General features: G+C 64.3%; 16 protein-coding genes and 1 pseudogene. 6 read left to right on the forward strand and 11 right to left on the reverse strand.

Annotated features, from left to right (window positions below):
• Window positions 1–61: 61 nt before the first annotated feature.
• The 10 genes and pseudogenes from V9K84_RS17555 to hmpA form a co-directional block, all read right to left on the reverse strand.
• On the reverse strand, window positions 62–436 hold the full coding sequence (locus tag V9K84_RS17555; RefSeq protein WP_043864412.1) for a YkgJ family cysteine cluster protein: 375 nt from the start codon (window positions 434–436) through the stop codon (window positions 62–64).
• Between the two features lie 178 nt (window positions 437–614).
• Window positions 615–1,849 (reverse strand): annotated as a pseudogene (alaC, locus tag V9K84_RS17560) (alanine transaminase).
• Window positions 1,850–1,997: 148 nt separating this feature from the next.
• Complete coding sequence (locus V9K84_RS17565; protein WP_058541385.1) at window positions 1,998–3,125, reverse strand: hypothetical protein; 1,128 nt, start codon at window positions 3,123–3,125, stop codon at window positions 1,998–2,000.
• A gap of 819 nt (window positions 3,126–3,944) precedes the next feature.
• Complete coding sequence (gene cyoE, locus V9K84_RS17570; protein ID WP_043864408.1) at window positions 3,945–4,832, reverse strand: heme o synthase; 888 nt, start codon at window positions 4,830–4,832, stop codon at window positions 3,945–3,947.
• Between the two features lie 11 nt (window positions 4,833–4,843).
• The gene (gene cyoD, locus V9K84_RS17575) at window positions 4,844–5,176 is read right to left on the reverse strand and encodes a cytochrome o ubiquinol oxidase subunit IV (protein WP_043864407.1); all 333 of its coding nucleotides are present in this window, start codon (window positions 5,174–5,176) and stop codon (window positions 4,844–4,846) included.
• Window positions 5,177–5,800: a cytochrome o ubiquinol oxidase subunit III gene (gene cyoC, locus V9K84_RS17580; RefSeq protein WP_043864406.1), complete on the reverse strand. Its 624-nt coding sequence runs from the start codon at window positions 5,798–5,800 to the stop codon at window positions 5,177–5,179.
• Window positions 5,801–5,803: 3 nt separating this feature from the next.
• On the reverse strand, window positions 5,804–7,822 hold the full coding sequence (gene cyoB / locus V9K84_RS17585; RefSeq protein WP_043864405.1) for a cytochrome o ubiquinol oxidase subunit I: 2,019 nt from the start codon (window positions 7,820–7,822) through the stop codon (window positions 5,804–5,806).
• A 3-nt stretch (window positions 7,823–7,825) separates the two neighbouring features.
• Window positions 7,826–8,767, reverse strand: a complete 942-nt coding sequence (cyoA, locus tag V9K84_RS17590) for a ubiquinol oxidase subunit II (protein WP_043864404.1) — start codon at window positions 8,765–8,767, stop codon at window positions 7,826–7,828.
• 562 nt (window positions 8,768–9,329) lie between these two features.
• Window positions 9,330–9,836, reverse strand: a complete 507-nt coding sequence (locus V9K84_RS17595) for a disulfide bond formation protein B (protein WP_043864403.1) — start codon at window positions 9,834–9,836, stop codon at window positions 9,330–9,332.
• A gap of 181 nt (window positions 9,837–10,017) precedes the next feature.
• Window positions 10,018–11,199 carry an NO-inducible flavohemoprotein gene (gene hmpA / locus V9K84_RS17600; protein WP_088515291.1) on the reverse strand — a complete coding sequence of 394 codons (1,182 nt, stop codon included), beginning with the start codon at window positions 11,197–11,199 and terminating at the stop codon, window positions 10,018–10,020.
• Between the two features lie 155 nt (window positions 11,200–11,354).
• On the opposite strand from hmpA, the gene norR reads away from it, so the two are divergent.
• The 4 genes from norR (at window position 11,355) to V9K84_RS17620 (ending at window position 15,094) form a co-directional block, all read left to right on the forward strand.
• On the forward strand, window positions 11,355–12,902 hold the full coding sequence (gene norR, locus V9K84_RS17605) for a nitric oxide reductase transcriptional regulator NorR (RefSeq protein ID WP_043864401.1): 1,548 nt from the start codon (window positions 11,355–11,357) through the stop codon (window positions 12,900–12,902).
• 81 nt (window positions 12,903–12,983) lie between these two features.
• The gene (locus V9K84_RS17610) at window positions 12,984–13,883 is read left to right on the forward strand and encodes a chemotaxis protein (RefSeq protein WP_043864400.1); all 900 of its coding nucleotides are present in this window, start codon (window positions 12,984–12,986) and stop codon (window positions 13,881–13,883) included.
• Between the two features lie 165 nt (window positions 13,884–14,048).
• A complete protein-coding gene (locus V9K84_RS17615) occupies window positions 14,049–14,354 on the forward strand; it encodes a hypothetical protein (protein WP_088515290.1) in 306 nt (101 codons plus the stop codon).
• Window positions 14,333–15,094 carry a YkgJ family cysteine cluster protein gene (locus tag V9K84_RS17620; protein ID WP_078479911.1) on the forward strand — a complete coding sequence of 254 codons (762 nt, stop codon included), beginning with the start codon at window positions 14,333–14,335 and terminating at the stop codon, window positions 15,092–15,094. Before V9K84_RS17615 ends, V9K84_RS17620 begins: the two co-directional genes overlap by 22 nt.
• Before the next feature lie 7 nt (window positions 15,095–15,101).
• On the opposite strand, the gene V9K84_RS17625 is transcribed toward V9K84_RS17620, so the two are convergent.
• On the reverse strand, window positions 15,102–16,685 hold the full coding sequence (locus V9K84_RS17625) for a PAS domain-containing methyl-accepting chemotaxis protein (RefSeq protein WP_043864397.1): 1,584 nt from the start codon (window positions 16,683–16,685) through the stop codon (window positions 15,102–15,104).
• Between the two features lie 211 nt (window positions 16,686–16,896).
• Here V9K84_RS17625 and V9K84_RS17630 point away from each other — a divergent pair, with 211 nt between their 5' ends.
• The gene (locus V9K84_RS17630) at window positions 16,897–18,075 is read left to right on the forward strand and encodes an efflux RND transporter periplasmic adaptor subunit (protein WP_088515289.1); all 1,179 of its coding nucleotides are present in this window, start codon (window positions 16,897–16,899) and stop codon (window positions 18,073–18,075) included.
• Window positions 18,072–21,173 carry a multidrug efflux RND transporter permease subunit gene (locus tag V9K84_RS17635; RefSeq protein ID WP_043864395.1) on the forward strand — a complete coding sequence of 1,034 codons (3,102 nt, stop codon included), beginning with the start codon at window positions 18,072–18,074 and terminating at the stop codon, window positions 21,171–21,173. The genes V9K84_RS17630 and V9K84_RS17635 overlap by 4 nt, the downstream gene beginning before the upstream one ends.
• The last annotated feature ends 9 nt before the right edge of the window (window positions 21,174–21,182 follow it).

Genomic DNA, 21,182 nt, shown 5'->3' on the forward strand with positions numbered 1-21,182 from the left:
CAATGGGCCCCGTGAATACAGGGCCTCGTCAAACTTACAGCGTCAGCCAACCGACGAACGGTCAGGCCACCTCCGGGTCTTCGGCGGGCCAGAACGGCTCGTTGGCTTCCAGAGGGGGCAGGCCGTGGGCGGCCCGCGCCGCGTTGCAGTCGTCGTTGGGCTGGCCATTGACCCAGGCGGCATCGAACTCGCGGCAGGGGCTGGAGCGCTGGGCATAGAGCGAACAGCTGACGCTCTTGCCGATCTCGCCTTCAAGCCCTATGCAGCGACACGGCTTGGCGTCGGTGCCGATCATCGCCACCCGGGTCGGGTTGATCTGCACCACCAGTTCATCAGGCACGACACCCCCGGCCGAGGTGCATTCACCCCAGAAAAAGGACACACGGAAATACGCGCAGCAGGCACCGCAAGTCAAACAAGGATTGTTTTCGGACATGATTTGGGAGGGGGGAGAAGTATCGTTGGAGGGAGAAACCCGACGATCATTCTATGCTTCGGCGTGGCGTTGAAAAGGGGGGCAGTGAAAGAAATATGGGCGGCCGACGGAAGGCGGTGTCGCGCCCTTCGCCGGCAAGGCCGGCTCCTACGGGAGCAGGCCTTGCCGGCGAGGTGCATCACGACGTGCGTGAAGCCCTGGCCGCCTTCGGCGCCTCGATGCCATCGGCACGGAACATCTGGCGGATGCCGCGCACCGCCTGGCGAATGCGGTCCTGGTTCTCGATCAGGGCAAAGCGCACATGGTCATCGCCATAGTCGCCAAAGCCGATGCCCGGCGACACGCATACCTTGGCTTCGGCCAGCAGCTTCTTGGCGAACTCCAGCGAACCCAGGTGCGCGTACTGCTCGGGGATCTTGGCCCACACGTACATCGAGGCCTTGGGGTTCTCGACCATCCAGCCGGTCTCGTGCAGCCCCTTGACCAGCACGTTGCGCCGCTGGCGGTACTGCTCGGCGATGTCGCGCACGCACTGCTGGTCGCCTTCGAGCGCCGCGATCGCCGCCACCTGCAACGGGGTGAAGGTGCCGTAGTCGTGGTAGCTCTTGATTCGCGCCAGGGCGTTGACCAGCTCCGGGTTGCCGACCATGAAGCCGATCCGCCAGCCGGCCATGTTGTAGCTCTTGGACAGCGTGAAGAACTCCACGGCGATGTCCTTGGCACCCGGCACCTGCATGATCGACGGGGCCTTCCAGCCGTCGTAGACGATGTCGGCATAGGCCAGGTCGTGGATCACCAGCACGTCGTACTGCTTGGCCAGTGCCACCACCCGCTCGAAGAAGTCCAGCTCCACGCACTGCGCGGTGGGGTTGGAGGGGAACCCCAGGATCATCATCTTGGGCTTGGGGATCGACTCGCGGATCGCCCGCTCCAGCTCGTTGAAGAAGTCCACGCCGGGCACCAGCGGCACCGAACGCACCTGGGCCCCGGCGATCACCGCGCCGTAGATGTGGATCGGGTAGCTGGGGTTGGGCACCAGCACGGTATCGCCGTGGTCCAGGGTGGCCAGCATCAGGTGGGCCAGGCCCTCCTTGGAGCCGATGGTGACAATGGCTTCGGACTCGGGGTCGATCTCGACGTCGTAGCGGTCCTTGTACCAGTGCGAGATGGCCCGGCGCAGGCGCGGGATACCGCGCGAGGTGGAGTAACCGTGGGTGTCTTCGCGCTGGGCGACCTGTACCAGCTTCTCGACGATGTGCGGCGGCGTGGCCCCGTCGGGGTTGCCCATGCTCAGGTCGATGATGTCTTCGCCACGACGGCGCGCGGCCATCTTGAGTTCGGCGGTGATGTTGAATACGTAGGGGGGAGACGATCTATGCGCGCAAAGCGGCGCGGCGAACCTTGGTCAGCCATGGTTACCTCGAGGACGTAAGCGCCCGGAACCGTCCGAGCGACGTTGGCCACTGCGGTGGCCGAGGCAGAAGATAGTGCCTGCAGGCAATGCCTGTAAAGTGGATTCGATCGCGGGCCGCGCAGCGCGGCCGCGACCGATGCCGGGGTGTCAGCACAGACGCTCGAACGACAGCGAGCGCCAGCTCCCCACATCCAGGCCCTCCTCCGGCGCCATGTGGGCCCCGCGCACGAAGCTGAAAGCCTTGCGCATATCGCCCTGGTGGACCAGCCGATGCTCCCCTTCGGACTCGCTCAGCAGCGTGTAGGAGTGCTTGCGCATGGCCCTGTAGCGGGCATCGTCGCGGTCCATGGCATCCAGGTAGTCGGCCACCTGCCCTTCGCTCAGCTCAAGGCGTTTTTGCAGCGTCACGCCCCAGCGGGTCAGGCAGGTTTCGGCAAAATGGCGCACGATCAGGCCCGGGTCGGGCAGCTCGTTGCCGGCACTGGCGCCATCGGCCGAGGCATTGCCCACCAGCGTGGCGTGGCGTCCTGGCAGCGGAAAGATGTGGACACGGGTATCGGGGTAGGTGGACGGGATGACGCAGGCGAAGCCCTTGGAGCGCTCGTCGCGAGAAAAGAAACCCACGTACTCCTTCACGTTGGTGCGCAGGTGCAGGCGGTGTGGCTGCAGGTTGTTGATCCCGGGCACGGGGTCGATGGCAAAGATGTTCACCGGCACGTGGGCCAGTTGCGGGTCGTCGGCCATGGCGTTGGCGAGCATGTGGGCACTGATGCCGCCGCGGCTCCAGCCCACGATGTTGACCTGATCGGGAATCAGGCCGTCCTTGCGGTGCATGCGGATGATGCCTTCCTGGAGTTGCTGCGGGGTCACGCCGCGGTCGCCATAGTCGTACTGGCGCCAGAACCAGGAACCCTCCTTCTTCACGTCCTCGATCGGCACGCCGGCTGACTTCAGGCGGTTGTAGTCCTGCTCGGTGAGTTTTTCGCGCTGCCAGGTGCAGGAGCCCTTGATGACCTGCAGGGCGTGGGCCACGTTCTGCTCCCAGCCGGCGCCGAACAGGGTGCCGGTGAGGCCGTATTCCTTGTTTTCGATGAACAGGTCATCGGCCTGCAGGTTGCCGCTGCCCGGGCCGTCGATGGCGATCCAGTTGGCGAACTCGCGGCTCTGGTCGTTGGAAGCAAGGGTGGCGACCAGTTCGCCGTTCCAGAAATTGGGGTTCTGGTCATCGAAACGGTGCGATCCGGTGCCGCAGAAGTAAACGGTCAGAATGCTCATGGCGGTGTGCTCCTTGGGGTGGGGAGCCGTCACGCTAGCAATGCCGGGGGTTGCGTGTTCAGCGGGGAGTGGTGCCCGGGTGGGAGGGATTGCCGGCCGTTGGCATACACCGATCCAGAGGCGCTCAGGCTTTTGATCTGCTTTTGATCTTCTGGCCCTTCAGGAGGCCGAGTGGAGCGCCTGCGTAGTGGGGTGTAGGGCCATGGATGGCCCGGAAAGTGCCGACGGGCAGGGACGCCCGTGCGGCGCGGCCCCCGGAGCAGGTGCGGAGCGAGGGGACCCGGAGCGAAGCGTAGGGCCGTATGCAGGGCCCAGCCTTTTTGGTTACTTTTGGGGCGTTTGCCAAAAGTGACCCGCTGTAAGAGCGGAAGGGGCCGCTCGCAGCGCTATCCATGTCGGATAATCACAACGACATGAAAATCGACAATCATGTGCTTATCCAGCATGGATATCGACATTTAGGGCCCCTTCCGCTCTTACAGCGGCTTACTTTTTTCTTGGAAAAAGTAAGCAAAACCGCTCCGTCCAGCATCCGGCCCTACGCTTCGCTACGGGTCCCCTCATTCCACCCACGCTCCGTGGGGCCGCGCCGCACGGGCGTCCCTGCCCGTCGGCACTTTCCGGGCCATCCATGGCCCTACACCCCACTACACGCGGGCTCCATTCGGCCTCCTGAAGGACGGAAAGATCAAAAGCAAAAGCAAAAGCAAAAGCAAAAGCAAAAGCAAAAGCAAGAGCAAGAGCGGGAGCGAAGCCGTTTCTGAAGGGCAAAAAAAACCCCGGCACCTTTCGGCCCGGGGTCTCTTTCAACACATCAGATCAATGCGCGTAGGTCAGCAGCAGTTCGGTCGGCACCTTGGTGTCCAACGACATCATCACGCTCAACGCAGTGATGGTGAAGATGGAAAACACGAACAGCTTGCGCGCCCACAGGCGATCATCCACAGCCTTGTAGCCGGTCCAGGCCATGTACAACCAGTACATGCCCATCGCCGCGGCCACGGCCATGTAGCTCATGCCGGCATAACCACCGATGGTCAGCATCAGGGTCGCTGCCAGGAACGCCACGATGTACCAAAGGATGTGTTTCTTGGCCACCAGGATGCCACGCTTGACCGGCAGTACCGGAATCGAGGCCGCCAGGTAGTCGTTGAAGCGGAAGATCGCGATCGCATAGGAATGCGGCATCTGCCACAGGCTGAACATCACCAGCAGGGTCAACGCAGCCAGGTCGAAGCTGTTGCTCACGGCGCAGTAGCCGATCACCGGAGGCATGGCACCGGACAGGCTGCCTACCAGGGTGCCGTGCACCGATTTGCGCTTCAGGTACAGGCTGTAGAAACCCACGTAGATGATGAACCCGATCAGGCCGAACAACGCTGCCAGGGCATTGGCCTGCACGTACAGCAGGCCAAGCCCGGCCACCCCGAGCAGGGTGGCGTAGGCCAGCGCGATCTTCAGCGAGACCTGCCCTTGAACCATCACACGGTTCTTGGTGCGCTCCATCTTGATGTCGATGTCACGGTCGATGCAGTTGTTGAACACGCAACCGGACGCCACCACCAGCGAAGTGCCGATCACCGTGGCCAGGAACAGCATGAAGTCCACATGCCCTTGCGCGGCAAGGAAGAAACCGCCTGCCACAGAAAGCACGTTACCGAAAATGATCCCCGGTTTGGTGATTTGGATAAAGTGCTTAAAGGACATGCCGTCTTACCTCACTTCGCCATCATGCTGGTGTGGATGCTGAACATGATCCACAGCGACAGGCCGACCAACAGTGCAATGACCAACCCGGTGAACAGGAAGGCGCTGACGTTCTCACGCTGCTCTGGCGAACGGTCCAGGTGCAGGAAGTAGTACAGGTGCACGACGATCTGGATGACCGCGAAGGCCACCACGATCAGTACGGTCATGTCTTTGGGCAAGGTCGGGTACATCACCAGACCGAACGGGATCAGCGTCAGGATCACCGACAGTACGAAGCCGATTGCGTACGACTTCACGCTGCCGTGGCTGCCCTCGGCGTGCTCGTTATGTGCGTTAGCCATTTACAGAACCCCCAGCAGATAGACAACGGTGAATACGCAGATCCAGACCACGTCCAGGAAGTGCCAGAACAGGCTCAGGCAACCCATGCGGGTCTTGGCCGAACCGGTGATGCCCTTCTTCTGGATCTGGTACATCATCACGGCCATCCAGATCAGACCACCGGTCACGTGCAGACCGTGGGTGCCGACCAGGGCGAAGAAGCCCGACAGGAAGCCGCTGCGCTGCGGGCCGAAGCCTTCGCTGATCAGCAGGTGGAACTCGTTGACTTCCATGACGATGAAGCCAAGGCCGAGCAGGAAGGTGACTGCCAGCCAGGCCAGTACACCGTTCTTGTTGCCCTTGTACATCTGCAGCATGGCGAAGCCGAAGGTGATACTGGAGAACAGCAGCAGCGCGGTTTCAGCCAGTACATACGGCAGTTCGAAGATGTCGTGACCCGACGGGCCGCCGGCAAAGTTGCCGGACAGCACCGCGTAGGCTGCGAAGATCGACGCAAACAGGATGCAGTCGGTCATCAGGTACAGCCAGAAACCGAATACGGTCATCTGGCCCGAGTCGTGGTGTTCTTCGTGCCCATGGTCGTGACCATGAGCAGCATCAGCATTGATTACATGACTGGACATTGATTAAACCCGTTCAAACGATTCGACAGGCGCACCGACTGGCGAGCCGGTAGCCAGACCGAGGTGCTTCAGACGCTCACCTTCGATACGTGCCACTTCCTCGGCAGGAACCATGTAGCCCTGGTCGTCACGCGCAGCGTGAGCAACGAAGACAGCGATGGTGCCGATCAGGCCGACCGCGGCCAACCACCAGATGTGCCAGATGGTGGCGAAACCGAAGACGGTCAACAGCGCGCCCATGTACAGACCGGTAGCGGTGTTGTTCGGCATGTGGATCGGTGCGTACTGGGCCGGAGCCTTGTAGGCGATACCGGCGCGCTTGGCTTCGGTCCATGCGTCCAGGCCGACTTTTTCCGGCATGGTGGCGAAGTTGTAGAACGGCGGTGGCGACGAGGTCGACCATTCCAGGGTATGCGCATTCCATGGGTCGCCAGTGACGTCCATGTTGTCCTTGCGATCGCGGATCGACACGTACAGCTGGATCAGCTGGCAGGCGATACCGAACAGGATCAGCACGGCACCGACCACGGCCACGTACAGGTACGGTTCCCAGGCAGGGTTGTCCGAGTGGTTCAGACGACGGGTCATGCCCATGAAGCCCAGTGCGTACAGCGGCATGAAGGCCACGTAGAAACCGGAGATCCAGAACCAGAAGGCAGCCTTGCCCCACTTCTCGTTCAGGGTGAAACCGAAGGCTTTCGGGAACCAGAAGGCGAAGCCGGCAATGTAGCCGAACACCGCACCACCGATGATCACGTTATGGAAGTGAGCGATCACGAACAGGCTGTTGTGCAGCACGAAGTCAGCACCAGGTACGGCCAGCAGTACGCCGGTCATGCCGCCGATCGAGAAGGTCACCATGAAGCCCAGGGTCCACAGCACTGGCGCGGTGAAGCGCAGACGGCCCTGGTAGATCGTGAACAGCCAGTTGAACAGCTTGACCCCGGTCGGGATCGAAATGAGCATGGTCGCCAGACCGAAGAAGGTGTTGACGCTGGCGCCCGAACCCATGGTGAAGAAGTGGTGCAGCCATACGCCGAAGCCCAGAACCGAGATCGCACCCGAGGCGTAGATCATCGACTTGTGGCCGAACAGGCGCTTGCCGGTAAAGGTCGAGATTACTTCCGAGAACACGCCGAACGCCGGCAGGATCAGGATGTACACCTCAGGGTGACCCCATGCCCAGAACAGGTTGACGTACATCATCGGGTTCCCACCAAGCTCGTTGGTGAAAATGTGGAAGTCCAGATAACGGTCAACGGTCAGCAGTGCCAGGGTCGCGGTCAGGATCGGGAACGAAGCCACGATCAGGATGTTGGCCCAGGTGCAGGTCCAGGTGAAGATCGGCATGTCCATCAGCTTCATGCCAGGGGCGCGCATTTTCAGCACGGTGGCCAGGAAGTTGACACCGGTCAGCGTTGTCCCCAATCCGGATATCTGTAGCGCCCAGATGTAGTAGTCGACACCGACCCCAGGGCTGTACTGGATACCCGCCAGCGGTGGATAGGCCACCCAGCCGGTCTTGGCGAACTCGCCCACGCCCAGGGAGATGTTGACCAGCGCAACGCCGGACACCAGCAGCCAGAAGCTCAGGGAGTTGAGGAACGGGAAGGCAACGTCACGTGCACCGATCTGCAGAGGCAGGGCCAGGTTCATCAGGCCGGTGAAGAATGGCATCGCCATGAAGATGATCATGATCACACCGTGAGCGGTGAAGATCTGGTCATAGTGTTCAGGAGGCAGATAGCCCTCGGCGCCGCCAGTGGCCATGGCCAGCTGGGTACGCATCATGATGGCGTCGGCAAAGCCGCGCAGCAGCATGACCATCGCGACGATGATGTACATCACCCCGATCTTCTTGTGGTCGACCGACGTCAGCCACTCGGTCCACAAGTAGGTCCACTTGCGGAAATAGGTGATTGCAGCAACCAACGCGAGACCGCCGAGCGCGATCATGGCGAGGGTCACCATGACTATCGGCTCGTGATACGGGATCGCGTCCAGACTAAGTTTACCGAACATCTTTTACTCCTCTGCCCCAGCAGCTGAATGCATACTCACGTCCATCGCTTCGGCCGCTTCTTTGTGCTCTTTCTTCTCGTGCACCACCGGCTTGCCACGGTTCATGCCCTCGTACTTGTCGACGATGGACTGGAACATGTTTTCCGGGGCCACGCTGTAGAGCGCAACCGGGTTGTTTTCGCTAGGTTTGGCCAGAGCCTCGTAGGTGGCCTTGTCCAGTTGTTGCGGCGACTGCTTGACCTCGTTGACCCACGCCTCGAAATCTTCCTGGGACGTGGCGATCGCCTTGAACTTCATGCCGGTGAAGCCGGCACCGCTGTAGTTGGCGGAGATCCCGTCGAACTCGGCGTTCTGGTTGGCAATCAGGTGCAGCTTGGTGGTCATGCCCGCCATCGCGTAGATCTGGCCGCCCAGGCCCGGGATGAAGAACGAGTTCATCACGGCGTCGGAGGTCACGCGGAAATTGACCGGGGTGTTGGCCGGGAAGACGATCTTGTTGACCGTGGCAATGCCCTGTTCCGGGTAGATGAACAGCCATTTCCAGTCCAGCGCGACCACGTCGATCTGCACCGGCTTCACGTCGGAATCCAGTGGACGGTACGGGTCCAGCTTGTGGGTGGAGAGGTAGGTGACATAACCCAGGGCGATGATGATCAGCACCGGGATGGACCATACGGCCACTTCGATCTTGGTCGAGTGCGACCAGTCAGGGGTGTAGGTGGCAGCCTTGTTGGAGGCGCGATACTTCCACGCGAACGCGATCGTCATGAAAATGACAGGAATCACCACCAGCAACATCAGGCCGGTAGCGATCAGGATCAGGTTCCTTTGCTCAATGCCGACCTGGCCCTTCGGGTCGAGCAGGGTCCAGTTGCACCCACTGAGTAAAAGCATGCCTAAAAAGGGCAGAATGCCAAACAGTCTGGGGTAACGCTTTTTACTCATCTCACGACCTCTAGAGCAGCTTGCTTCAATGCAATTTGTGTTTTGGTCGCCAACACTTCGTCCTGCCAAGCGTCAGCATTTATGGGATCGAATACGGTCACGCCGGAATTCAGCTGCGGCTGCTCGGCAGAACCGGTGTGCAACGGTGCTTATTGTTTTGACTTCGTAGGCAATCAGGCCTGTTTACAGACCAATTCCATTTGGTGCGGAAAATCACGGGAGGGGGGTCAGCCCGGCATCGCCGCAGGCGATGCTCGTCAGAGTCACGAAAGGGGCCGGAGCTCCTTTAATCCTGCAACTCGCAAGCGGTGCCGAACGGAAATTGGGGGCGATTGTAGTGACGTAACATGGCCATGACTATGACTTATTGAGCAACAGTCCTTTACAGAAAACGTAACAATAGCGCAGCAAAAATCAATTTCGCGACAGTTTGTCGCACCCCTGGCTGTAGCCCTGAAATGCCCGTACCGCAAGGGTTGGGACTTGATCCAGGTCAACCTGGAGGCGACTTCTTCGGAAAATTCTCAAGCCCTGCGCACTTGCCTCGACACGGGACTTTTGTCTAACGCTGGCGACGGTTGCGGTAGATGCCCAGCGGCACCAGCACGGCGGTCAGCACGAAGGCCAGCAGCGCCCATTGCGCCAGCGACAGCCCCAGCACCGGCGGGTACGGCGTCGAGCAGAAACCATCCACCTGGAACACCAGCGGCAGCACCGAGGCCAGCGGCAGGCCGTCGACGATCGGCTGCAGTGTGTCGATGCCGCAGCTGACGGCCGGGTTGGCCAGAATGTAGGCGTGGTTGCCCGCTGCAGCAATGCCGCCGATGGCGCTCAGCACCACCAGGGCCTCGAACAGCGTGAGGCTGCGCCGCCCGGGCATGGCCGCACCGATGAAGGCGAACAGGGCGATGAACAGCAACGCATAGCGCTGCAGGATGCACAGTGGACACGGTGCCTCGCCCAGCACGATCTGCATGTACAGGGCACCGCCGATCAGCGCCAGGCAGATGGCGCCCAGCAGTACCAGAAAGCGCCGTTCCCGATTCAGGCGCTGCGTTAGATCGTTCATTCCCGTTCCCTTCACTAGATAGGTGGCTCAAGCCTGGGCGCAATTCTACACGCCGACCATGACCACAGGGAGTGAAGGTTAAACCGATTAAAAGAAGATTAAGGTCGGCAGCTTAGCCGGCGCCCACAGCACATGCGTGCACCTGCAGGCGCCGGCATTGCCGGCGAACAGGCCCCGGCCCTTACTCGAGTGCTGCCGCCGGCCCGAAGAACTCGTAGCGGCTCTGCTGCTCCGGCACCCCCAGGGCCTTGAGCTGACGCCTGATCGCCGCCATGAAGCCCTTGGGCCCCAGGAAGTACGCGTCCAGGTCACGCTCGACCGGCAGCCACTGCGCCAGTTGATCCTGGCTCAGCAGCCCCACGGCGTCGGCCGGCAGGCTCACCCCATCATCCTCGGCGTAGCAATAGAAGCGCTTGAGCTGCGGATGACGCGCCGCGCGTTCGTCCACCCAGTCGCGAAACGCATGCACCGCACCGTTGCGCGCGCAATGAATGAAGTGCACCAGGCGACCGCTGGCCAGGGCCGCGTCGAGCATCGCCAGGGTCGGGGTGATCCCTACCCCGCCGCTGATCAGCACCAGCGGCTTGTCGCTGGCGCTCAGGGTGAACTCGCCCGCCGGCGGGAACAGCTCCAGGGTATCGCCCACCTGCAGGTGCTCATGCAGGTAGTTGGACACCTTGCCGCCCGCCTCGCGCTTGACGCTGATGCGGTACTCGCGGCCGTCACCCAGCGCCGACAATGAATAGTTGCGCCGATGCTCCTGGCCATCGATCTGCACCTTCAGGCCCAGGTACTGGCCGGGCTCGCCCTTGAGGACCGGGCCGCCATCGAGCGGGGCGAAGTGGAACGAGACGATCTCGCTGCTCTCCTGCACCCGCGCCGCCAGCCGGAACGCCCGCGCACCGCGCCAGCCACCCGGCGCCTGGGCCTTCTGCTGGTACAGGCCCTCTTCGGCGCCGATCAGGATATCGGCCAGTTGCTGGTAGGCCGCGCCCCAGGCCGCGATCACCTCGGGGGTGGCGATCTCCTTGCCGAGCACCTCTTCGATGGCACGCAACAGGCAGGCGCCGACGATCGGGTAGTGCTCGGGCAGGATCTGCAGCGCCACGTGCTTGTTGATGATCTGGTTCACCAGGCCGCCCAGTTGCTCGAGCTGGTCGATATGGCGTGCATACATCAGTACGCCATTGGCCAGCGCCCGCGGCTGGTCGCCGCTGGCCTGGTTGGCCTGGTTGAACAACGGACGCACCTCGGGGTATTCGCTGAGCATCAGTTTGTAGAAATGCGTGGTCAGCGCCTCGCCGCCGCTTTCCAGCAGCGGAACGGTGGCTTTGACGATGGCACGATCTTGGGCATTGAGCATGGGTAACTCCCGGGCCTTATGGCTTCTGGATAATCTGCCCGGGTTGTTTCAGCTTTCGTGCCAACTATTAAATCCATATAAATCAATAGCTTGAATATTTTTGAGTCAAATTGACCACAGCCCTGCTAGAGTCATAAAGACTCGAAGGAGTCATCATGACCGCAAAATCCCTGCTTACCGCACTGCTGCCCCTGGTCAGCGACCTGTCTCGCGAGCTGCCCGAACGCGAACGCTACCGTCGCCTGCTCGAAGCCATGCGCGCCCTGTTGCCATGCGACGCCGCCGCGCTGCTGCGCCTGGATGGCGAATGGCTGGTCCCCCTGGCGGTGGACGGCCTGAGCCCCGACACCTTGGGCCGGCGCTTCAAGGTCAGCGAACACCCGCGCTTCGCCGCCCTGCTCAGCCGCAGCGAGCCGACCCGCTTTGCCAGCGACAGCCAACTGCCCGACCCCTACGACGGCCTGGTCGAGGGCCTGCACCAGCACCTGGAGGTACACGACTGCATGGGCTGCCCGCTGTTCGTCGACGAACGGCCCTGGGGCCTGATCACCCTCGATGCGCTGGCCCCGGAGCGCTTCCAGCAGGTCGAGCTGGACGCCCTGCAGGCCTTCGCCAGCCTGGCCGCCGCCACGGTCAACGTGGCGCAACGTATCGAACGCCTGGCCCTGCGCGCCGAAGACGAACACCAGCGCGCCGAGATCTACCGCCAGGCCAGCGGCCAGCAGCACCAGGAACTGATCGGCCAGAGCAAGGCCCACAAGCACCTGCTCGAAGAGATCCGCCTGGTCGCCGGCAGCGACCTGACCGTACTGGTCACCGGTGAAACCGGAGTCGGCAAGGAGCTGGTGGCCCAGGCCATCCACCAGCAGTCGGCGCGTGCCGACAAGCCGATGATCAGCCTCAACTGTGCCGCCTTGCCCGACACCCTGGTCGAGAGCGAGCTGTTCGGCCATGTGCGCGGCGCCTTCACCGGCGCGGTGGGCGAGCGACGCGGCAAGTTCGAGCTGGCCAACGGCGGCACACTGTTTCTCGACGAAGTGGGCGAACTGTCGCTGGCCGTGCAGGCCAAGTTGCTGCGCGTGCTGCAAAGCGGACAGCTGCAGCGCCTGGGCTCGGACCAGGAGCACCAGGTGGATGTGCGCCTGATTGCCGCCACCAACCGCGACCTGGCCGAGGAAGTGCGTGCCGGGCGCTACCGCGCCGACTTCTACCACCGCCTGAGCGTGTACCCGCTGCGGGTGCCGGCGCTGCGCGAGCGCGGGCGCGACGTGCTGCTGCTCAGTGGCTACTTCCTGGAGCAGAACCGCTCGCGCATGGGCCTGAACAGCCTGCGCCTGAGCAGCGATGCCCAGGCCGCGCTGCTGGCGTACGACTGGCCGGGCAATGTGCGCGAACTGGAGCACCTGATCGGCCGCTCGTCGCTCAAGGCGCTGGGCCAGCACCCCGAGCGGCCGAAAATCCTGACCCTGGAGGCCCGCGACTTCGACCTGCCCGGCGCCGGCCCGGGGGCAGCGCCCAGCGTGGCGGCGCCACTGCCACCACCGCCCGGCACCGACCTGCGCCAGGCCCTGGACCTGTACCAGCGCCAGCTGATCGAGGCTTGCCTGGAGCGCCACCAGCACAACTGGGCCAGTGCCGCGCGCGAGCTGGGCCTGGACCGCGCCAACCTCAGCCGCCTGGCCCGCCGACTGGGGCTACGCTGAAGTGCAGTGGCGGATTAAAGCCTGGCGTGCTCGGGTCGATAACCCGGCAGATCCCTTATTCTCTTTGCCCTGAAGGTGCCTATGGCCTCGCAAAATGCCCGCGCCGACTCGCTGTCGCTGCTGCTGTTCACCCTGCGCAGCGGCAAGCTGATGGCAATCAACCTGCTCAAGGTCAGCGAGATCATCCCTTGCCCGCCCCTGACCAAGCTCCCGGAATCGCACCCGCACGTCAAAGGCGTGGCCACCCTGCGGGGCAACTCGCTGTCGGTCATCGACCTGTCGCGCGCCATCGGCGAGCGCCCGCTGGAAGACCCCAACGGCGGCTGCCTGATCGTCACCGACATCAGCCGCTCCAAGCAGGGCCTGCACGTGCAGGCGGTGAGCCGCATCGTGCATTGCCTGAGTACCGACATCAAGCCGCCGCCCTACGGGTCGAGCAGCAAGGCATTCATCACCGGGGTAACCCAGGTGGACGGCACGCTGGTGCAGGTGCTGGACATCGAAAAGGTCATTCACGGCATTGCGCCGCCGCCGCGTGAAGTGAGCAGCAGCGAGCTGAACCCCGAAGACGCCGCCGTTCTGCAGGCCACCAACATACTGGTGGTCGATGACAGCCATGTGGCACTCCACCAGTCGGTGCTGACCCTGCGCGGCCTGGGGCTGGAATGCCACACCGCCAAGAGCGCCAAGGATGCCATCGACACCCTGCTGGAGCTGCAGGGCACCGACCGGGAGATCAACGTGGTGGTCTCGGACATCGAGATGTCCGAGATGGACGGCTACGCCTTCACCCGCACGCTGCGCGAAACGCCTGACTTCCAGCACCTCTATGTGCTGCTGCATACCTCGCTGGACAGTGCGATGAACAGCGAGAAAGCCCGGCTGGCAGGGGCGAACGCGGTGCTGACCAAGTTCTCCTCGCCGGAACTCACCGATTGCCTGATCGTGGCCGCGCGGGCGGTGGCTTTCGCCGAGCGCTGAGCCGGCCCCCTTCGCCGGCAAGGCCGGCTCCTACAGGCACCGCGTACCCTTGTAGGAGCCGGCCTTGCCGGCGAAAAAAACCGGACAAACGCTGAAACGCTCCCGCTCCTGCAAAAATCGACGCTCTGGCATAATCAGCGGCCTGCCCCCCATGAGCCGCCCATCATGAAAACCCTTACCTTTACTCTGCTGGCCCTGTTCAGCCTGGGCGCCCACGCCTCCAGTGATCAAGCCTGGGCTAACCACGAAAAAGCCCTGACCAGGGCCTGCCTCGCCGCCAGTCAGTTCAAGGATGCCCGGCCCGCCAGCAAGCCGGCCGAGTTCGACGACCGCGTCGGCTACAGTGCCCTGCTGATCAGCGGCCACTACCCGCAAAAGCACATGAAGAACCAGAAAGGCAGCGAGCTGTGCCTGTTCGACAAGCAGCGCAAGACTGCCTTCATCACCGAATGGACCCCCGCCAAACCGTGACCAGCGCTGCAACCTCACTCCAGTTCGACTGCACCGGCTGTGGCAAATGCTGCAATGGCCACCACGTTCCCCTGACCCTCGACGAAGCGCGCCACTGGGTGGCAGATGGCGGCCAGCTCATCGTGCTGGTGGAAGCCTTTCTGGCCAACGGCCTGGGCCTGCCCGACGCCCAGCGCGAGCACGCCACCCGCCGTGCCTGCGCCGTGCCCTGCGGCAGTACCCAGGCACACGTGGCCATCACCTTCGCCGCGTTCAACCCCGGCGCCTGCCGCAATCTGGATGCCGACAACCTGTGCCGCATCTATGAGCGCCGGCCGCTGGTGTGCCGCATCTACCCGATGGAAATCAACCCGCACATCCCGTTGCGCCCCGACGCCAAGGACTGCCCGACCGAAGCCTGGCAACGCGGCCCGGTACTGATCCACGGCAGCCAGTTGATGGACCGCCAACTGGCCGAGCTGATCGAGCGCTCGCGCCAGGCCGACCGCGACGATATCCACGCCAAAGTGCAGATCTGCCAGCAACTGGGCATCACCACCAGCGCGCTCAAGGGCAACGGCTTCACCGCCTACCTGCCCGACACCGGGGCGCTGCACGCCGCCCTGCATGCCCCGGGCAACGCCGCGCTGGCGCCCTGGACCCTGCACGTGGAAAACCCGGCACTGGTCGAGCAACTGCATCAGGCCGGCGCCCGGGTGTGCAGCACATCGGCTGGCCACTACAGCTTCATCGGTTTCTGAGCGGCGCCTAGCGGCGCTGCCAGAACTCCTCGGCCAGGCGCCGGAGGTCTTCGGCCAGGCCGGCCACGTCGCTGGCGTTGGCATGCCCGTGCTGACCGGCCACCACGCTCTCTTCGCTGGCCTGGCGAATGCTGATGATGTTGCGGTTGATGTCTTCGCTGACCAGGCTCTGCTGCTCCACCGCCGCAGCAATCTGCAGGCTCATCTCGCTGATCTGGTTGACCTGCTGGCTGATGCCGTCCAGCGCCACCGCCGCCTGCTGCGCCTGCTCGACGCTCTGCCCGGCATGCTCGCGGCTCTCGTGCATGGCCTGCACCGCATCGCGGGTGCCGCGCTGCAAGGCGCTGATCATGCGCTGGATTTCGCCGGTGGACTCGGCCGTGCGCTTGGCCAGGCCGCGCACCTCATCGGCGACCACCGCAAAGCCACGCCCCTGATCCCCCGCCCGCGCCGCCTCGATGGCCGCGTTCAGTGCCAGCAGGTTGGTCTGCTCGGCGATACTGTGGATAACCGACAGCACCCCGGAAATTTCCATGCTGTGGCCTTCCAGGGTGTGGATAACCTCGGTGGCAGCGCTCAGTGCGCTGGCCAGTTCGAGGATGCTGCTGCGGCTGCGGTCCACCAGCTGATGACCATTCTGGGTGGCATCTTCGGCATGCTCGGCGGCCTCCGAAGCCTGCTGAGCATTGCTGGCCACCTCGGCCACGCTGGTGGTCATCTGGTTGATTGCCGCCGCCACCTGATCGGCCTCGCCCTGCTGGCCCAGGGTGGTGGTGTGGCTGTGCTGCAGGTGCTGGGCCAGCTCTGCGGTGTGGCCGGCCAGGCGCTGCGAGGTGTCGCCAATGCGCCCCACCACCGCCCCGATCTGCGCCTCGAGCATCAGCAGGGCGAACTCGATCTGCCCCACGGCGCCCGCCTTGCCGGTATACAACTGCTGGCTCAACGGGTTGTCGGCAATCGACTGCGCCCGCACACGCAGTTGTTCCAGCGGGCGCAGCAGCACCGACACCAGCAGCGCACTGAGCCCACCGGCGGCCACCAGCTCCAGCAGCCACTGCCACGGCAGCGCCGGCAACAGCAGGCGGCTGGTGCCCAGCACCACTGCCAGCACCAGGCCTGTGCCCAGCCCCAGCTGCAACGCCAGCCCAGGGCGCGGCAGGCGTTGCCACCAGGGCAACGGGCGCTGCTGGCGCAAGCGTGCATAGCAACGTTCGGCGGCCTCCACCTGCGCCGGGGTGGGCTTGGTGCGCACCGACTGGTACTCCACCGTCTGGCCCTGGCTGGTGACCGGCGACACGAATGCGCTGACCCAGTAATGGTCGCCATTCTTGCAGCGGTTCTTCACCAGCCCCATCCACGAGCGGCCGGCCTTGAGGGTCTGCCACATCTGCGCAAAGGCCTGGGAAGGCATGTCGGGATGGCGTACCACATGGTGCAACTGGCCAATCAGCTCGTCGCGCTCGAACCCGCTGACCTTGAGAAAATCCTCGTTGGCATAGGTAATGGCGCTGGTCAGATCGGTGGTGGAAAGGATATTCGCGTCACCGGGGTAATCTACATTGCGGCCGGTCACAGGCAGATTGCTCTTCATCGAAAGCGCTCGCGTTTTTATAGGTGGAGGGGCGGCAGGGCGAGAGACTCTACGGGGCAACATTTAGTAAAACCTTGATCCAGCGCAGACTATTGGCACTTGGCCATCTGCCAGCTGACAGCGCTGACAGGTGGGCGTCACACTGCTGACCCCCAGTAGCAGCTATAACCTACTGACAGCCCTCCTTTTTCTGCCCTGGCGCCGTGCACGCATGCGAATTTCCAGCTCTCGAGTGTTTTTTTTCGGCCTGATAGCGTTGCTGCTGGGCCTGGCGCTGTACCTGACTTTCGGTCGCCACACGGCCAGCCAACCGGCCATGCCCTTGGCCACCCCGGTCAGTGTGATCCAGGTGCAGCAGCAGGATGTGCCGCACTACCTCAGCGCCATCGGCGCGGTGCAGTCGCTGCACAGCGTGCAGATCCGCCCCCAGGTGGAGGGCGTGCTGACCCGGATCCTGGTCAAGGAGGGCCAGTCGGTGCAGGCCGGCGACCTGCTGGCCACCCTGGATGACCGCAGCATCCGCGCCAGCCTCGAGCAGGCCCAGGCGCAACTGGGCCAGAGCCAGGCCCAGCAGCAGGTGGCCGAGGTCGACCTCAGGCGCTACCGCCTGCTCAGCGAAGACAACGGCATCTCGCGCCAGACCCTCGACCAGCAGCAGGCGCTGGTCAACCAGCTCAAGGCAAGCATCCTCGGCAACCAGGCAGCGATCGCAGCGGCCAAGGTGCAGTTGTCGTACACCCAGATCCGCTCGCCGGTCACCGGACGGGTGGGCATTCGCAACATCGACGAAGGCAACCTGGTGCGCACCAGCGACGCCCAGGGCCTGTTCAGCGTGACCCAGATCGACCCCATCGCGGTGGAGTTCGCCGTGCCGCAGCAATGGCTGCCGACCCTGCAGGGGCTGGTGGCCGCCGAACCCCCGGCGCCGATCCGTGCCTACCTCGAAGGCAACGGCGACAGCGGCGGCCTGCTGCTGGGTGAAGGGCACCTGAGCCTGATCGACAACCAGATCGCCGCCAACACCGGCACCCTGCGCGCCAAGGCCGCGTTCGACAATGCCCAGGCCCGCCTGTGGCCGGGGCAACTGGTGAGCCTGAAGATCCAGACCAGCATCCAGCGCGATGCGCTGGTGGTGCCCCCCGGTGTGGTGCAGCGGGGCATCGACCAGCACTTCGTGTACCGCGTCGAGGACGACAAGGTTGCGGTGGTGCCGGTCAAGGTGCTGTATCAGGATAGCAACCTCAACGTGATCAGCGGCGTAGCGGTCAACGACACGCTGGTGGCCGACGGGCAGTCGCGGCTCAGGCCCGGCGCCCGGGTCGAGGTGCTGGCAGCCCCGCCCGCCGCGCCCGTCGGCGACGATGTTGCCGGCAGCGGTGTGCAGCCATGAGCGGGCGCAGCTCGATCAGTGCGTGGTGCATCGACCGCCCGGTGGCCACCCTGCTGCTGACCTTCGCCCTGGTGCTGCTGGGCGTGGTGGCGTTCCCGCAGTTGCCGGTGGCACCGCTGCCCGAGGCGGACTTCCCCACCATTCAGGTCAGCGCGCAGCTGCCCGGCGCCAGCCCCGAGACCATGGCCTCGTCGGTGGCCACCCCGCTGGAGGTGCAGTTCAGCGCCATCCCCGGCATGACCCAGATGACCTCCAGCAGCGCACTGGGCTCCACCAGCCTGATCCTGCAGTTCACCCTCGACAAGAACATCGACACCGCCGCCCAGGAAGTCCAGGCCGCGATCAACACCGCCTCCTCGCGCCTGCCCCAGGACATGCCGAGCCTGCCCACCTGGCGCAAGGTCAACCCGGCCGACAGCCCGGTGCTGATCATGACCGTCAGCTCCGCGCAGATGCCGGCCAACGAACTGAGCGACTACGCCGAAACCCTGCTGGCACGCCAGCTGAGCCAGATCGACGGGGTCGGGCTGGTCAACATCACCGGCCAGCAGCGCCCGGCGATTCGCGTGCAGGCCCAGCCGGAAAAACTCGCCGCCATCGGCCTGACCCTGGCCGACCTGCGCCAGGCCATCCAGCAGACCAGCCTCAACCTGGCCAAGGGCGCGCTGTACGGCGACAGCAGCGTGTCGACCCTGGCCACCAACGACCAGCTGTTCCACCCCGATGAATACGCCCAGCTCATCGTCGCCTACCGCGACGGCGCCCCGGTACACCTCAAGGACGTGGCCACGGTCATCAACGGCGCCGAAAACGCCTATGTCAAAGCCTGGTCCGGCGACCAGGAAGGCCTCAACCTGGTGGTGTTCCGCCAGCCCGGGGCCAACATCGTCGACACCGTGGACCGGGTCATGCAGGCGCTGCCGCACCTGGAGGAAATGCTCCCGGCATCGGTGCAGGTGTCGGTGCTCAGCGACCGCACCCAGACCATCCGCGCCTCGCTGCACGAGGTGGAGATCACCCTGCTGATCGCCGTGCTGCTGGTGATCGCGGTCATGGCGCTGTTCCTGCGCCAGTGGTCGGCCACGCTGATCGTCTCCAGCGTGCTGGGGGTATCGCTGGTGGCCAGCTTCGCGCTGATGTACCTGTTCGGCTTCAGCCTGAACAACCTGACCCTGGTGGCCATCGTCATCGCCGTGGGGTTTGTGGTGGACGATGCCATCGTGGTGGTGGAAAACATCCACCGGCACCTGGAGGCCGGCGACGACAGCCGCACGGCTGCCCTCAAGGGCGCCGGCGAGATCGGCTTCACCGTGGTCTCGATCAGCTTCTCGCTGGTGGCCGCGTTCATCCCGCTGCTGTTCATGGGGGGCGTGGTGGGGCGGCTGTTCAAGGAGTTCGCCCTCACCGCCACCTCCACCATCCTGATTTCGGTGGTGGTCTCGCTGACCCTGGCGCCGACCCTGTGCGCGCTGTTCATGCGCCGCCCGCAACACCCCGAGCACGCCGCGCCGACCTTCGGCGAGCGCCTGGTGGCCGGTTACGATCGGCTGCTGGTCAGGGCCCTGGCGCACCAGCGGCTGATGCTCGGGCTGTTCTTCGTGACCCTGGCCCTGGCCATCGGCGGCTACGTGGCCATTCCCAAGGGCTTCTTTCCGGTGCAGGACACCGGCTTCATCCTCGGCACCACCGAGGCCGCGGCCGACGTGTCGTACCCGGACATGGTGCGCAAGCACCAGGCGCTGGCGAAGATCATCGAGGCCGACCCTGCGGTACGCGCGTTCTCGCACTCGGTGGGGGTTACCGGCAGCAACCAGACCATCGCCAACGGGCGCTTCTGGATCGCCCTCAAGGACCCTGCCCAGCGCGACGTGTCGGCCAGCGAGTTCATCGACCGGCTGCGCCCCAAGGCCGCCCAGGTGCCGGGCCTGGTGCTGTACCTGCGGGCCGGGCAGGACATCAACCTCAGCTCCGGGCCCAGCCGCAGCCAGTACCAGTACGTGCTCAAGAGCAACGACGGCCCGGCGCTCAACCTGTGGACCCAGCGCCTGACCGAACGCCTGCACGCCAACCCGGCGTTCCGCGACCTGTCCAACGACCTGCAGCTGGGCGCCAGCGTGACCCGCATCGACATCGACCGCCAGGCCGCCGCGCGTTTCGGCCTGACCACCGCCGACGTCGACCAGGCGCTGTACGACGCCTTCGGCCAGCGTCAGATCAGCGAGTTCCAGACCGAGACCAACCAGTACAAGGTGATCCTGGAAATCGATGCACGCCAGCGTGGCAAGGCCGAGAGCCTGGCCTACTTCTACCTGCGCTCGCCCCTCAGTGGCGAGATGGTGCCGCTGGCGGCGCTGGCCAAGGTCGCGGCGCCCAGCACCGGGCCGCTGTCGATCAGCCACGACGGGCTGTTCCCGGCCGCCAACCTGTCGTTCAACCTGGCACCGGGGGTAGCCCTGGGCGATGCGGTGAGCATCCTCGAACGCACCCAGCGCGAGCTGGGCATGCCGGCCTCGATCATCGGCACCTTCCAGGGCGCGGCCCAGGCCTTCCAGAGTTCGCTGTCGAGCCAGCCGTGGTTGATCCTGGCCGCGCTGGTGGCGGTGTACATCATTCTGGGGGTGCTCTACGAGAGCTTCGTGCACCCGCTGACCATCATCTCCACCCTGCCCTCGGCGGGCCTTGGCGCACTGGCGCTGCTGTGGCTGATGGGCCAGGACTTCACCATCATGGGCCTGATCGGCGTGGTGCTGCTGATCGGCATCGTCAAGAAGAACGGCATCCTGCTCATCGACTTTGCCCTGGAGGCCCAGCGCCAGCGCGGGCTTGCGCCAGAGGCGGCGATCCACGAGGCGTGCCTGACGCGCTTTCGTCCGATCATCATGACCACCCTGGCCGCCCTGCTGGGCGCGGTGCCACTGATGCTCGGCGCCGGGGCCGGGGCCGAGCTGCGCCAGCCGCTGGGCATCGCGGTGGTGGGCGGGCTGCTGGTCAGCCAGGCGCTGACACTGTTCACCACGCCGGTCATATACTTGGCCCTGGAGCGCCTGTTCCACCGCCGCCGCAACGACCTGCCGGCGGCCCGGCCGATCGAGAACTGAGAGCCGACC

The sequence above is a fragment of the Pseudomonas sp. AE27 genome (genome assembly GCF_037113495.1).
Classification (GTDB): Bacteria; Pseudomonadota; Gammaproteobacteria; order Pseudomonadales; family Pseudomonadaceae; genus Aquipseudomonas; species Aquipseudomonas palmensis.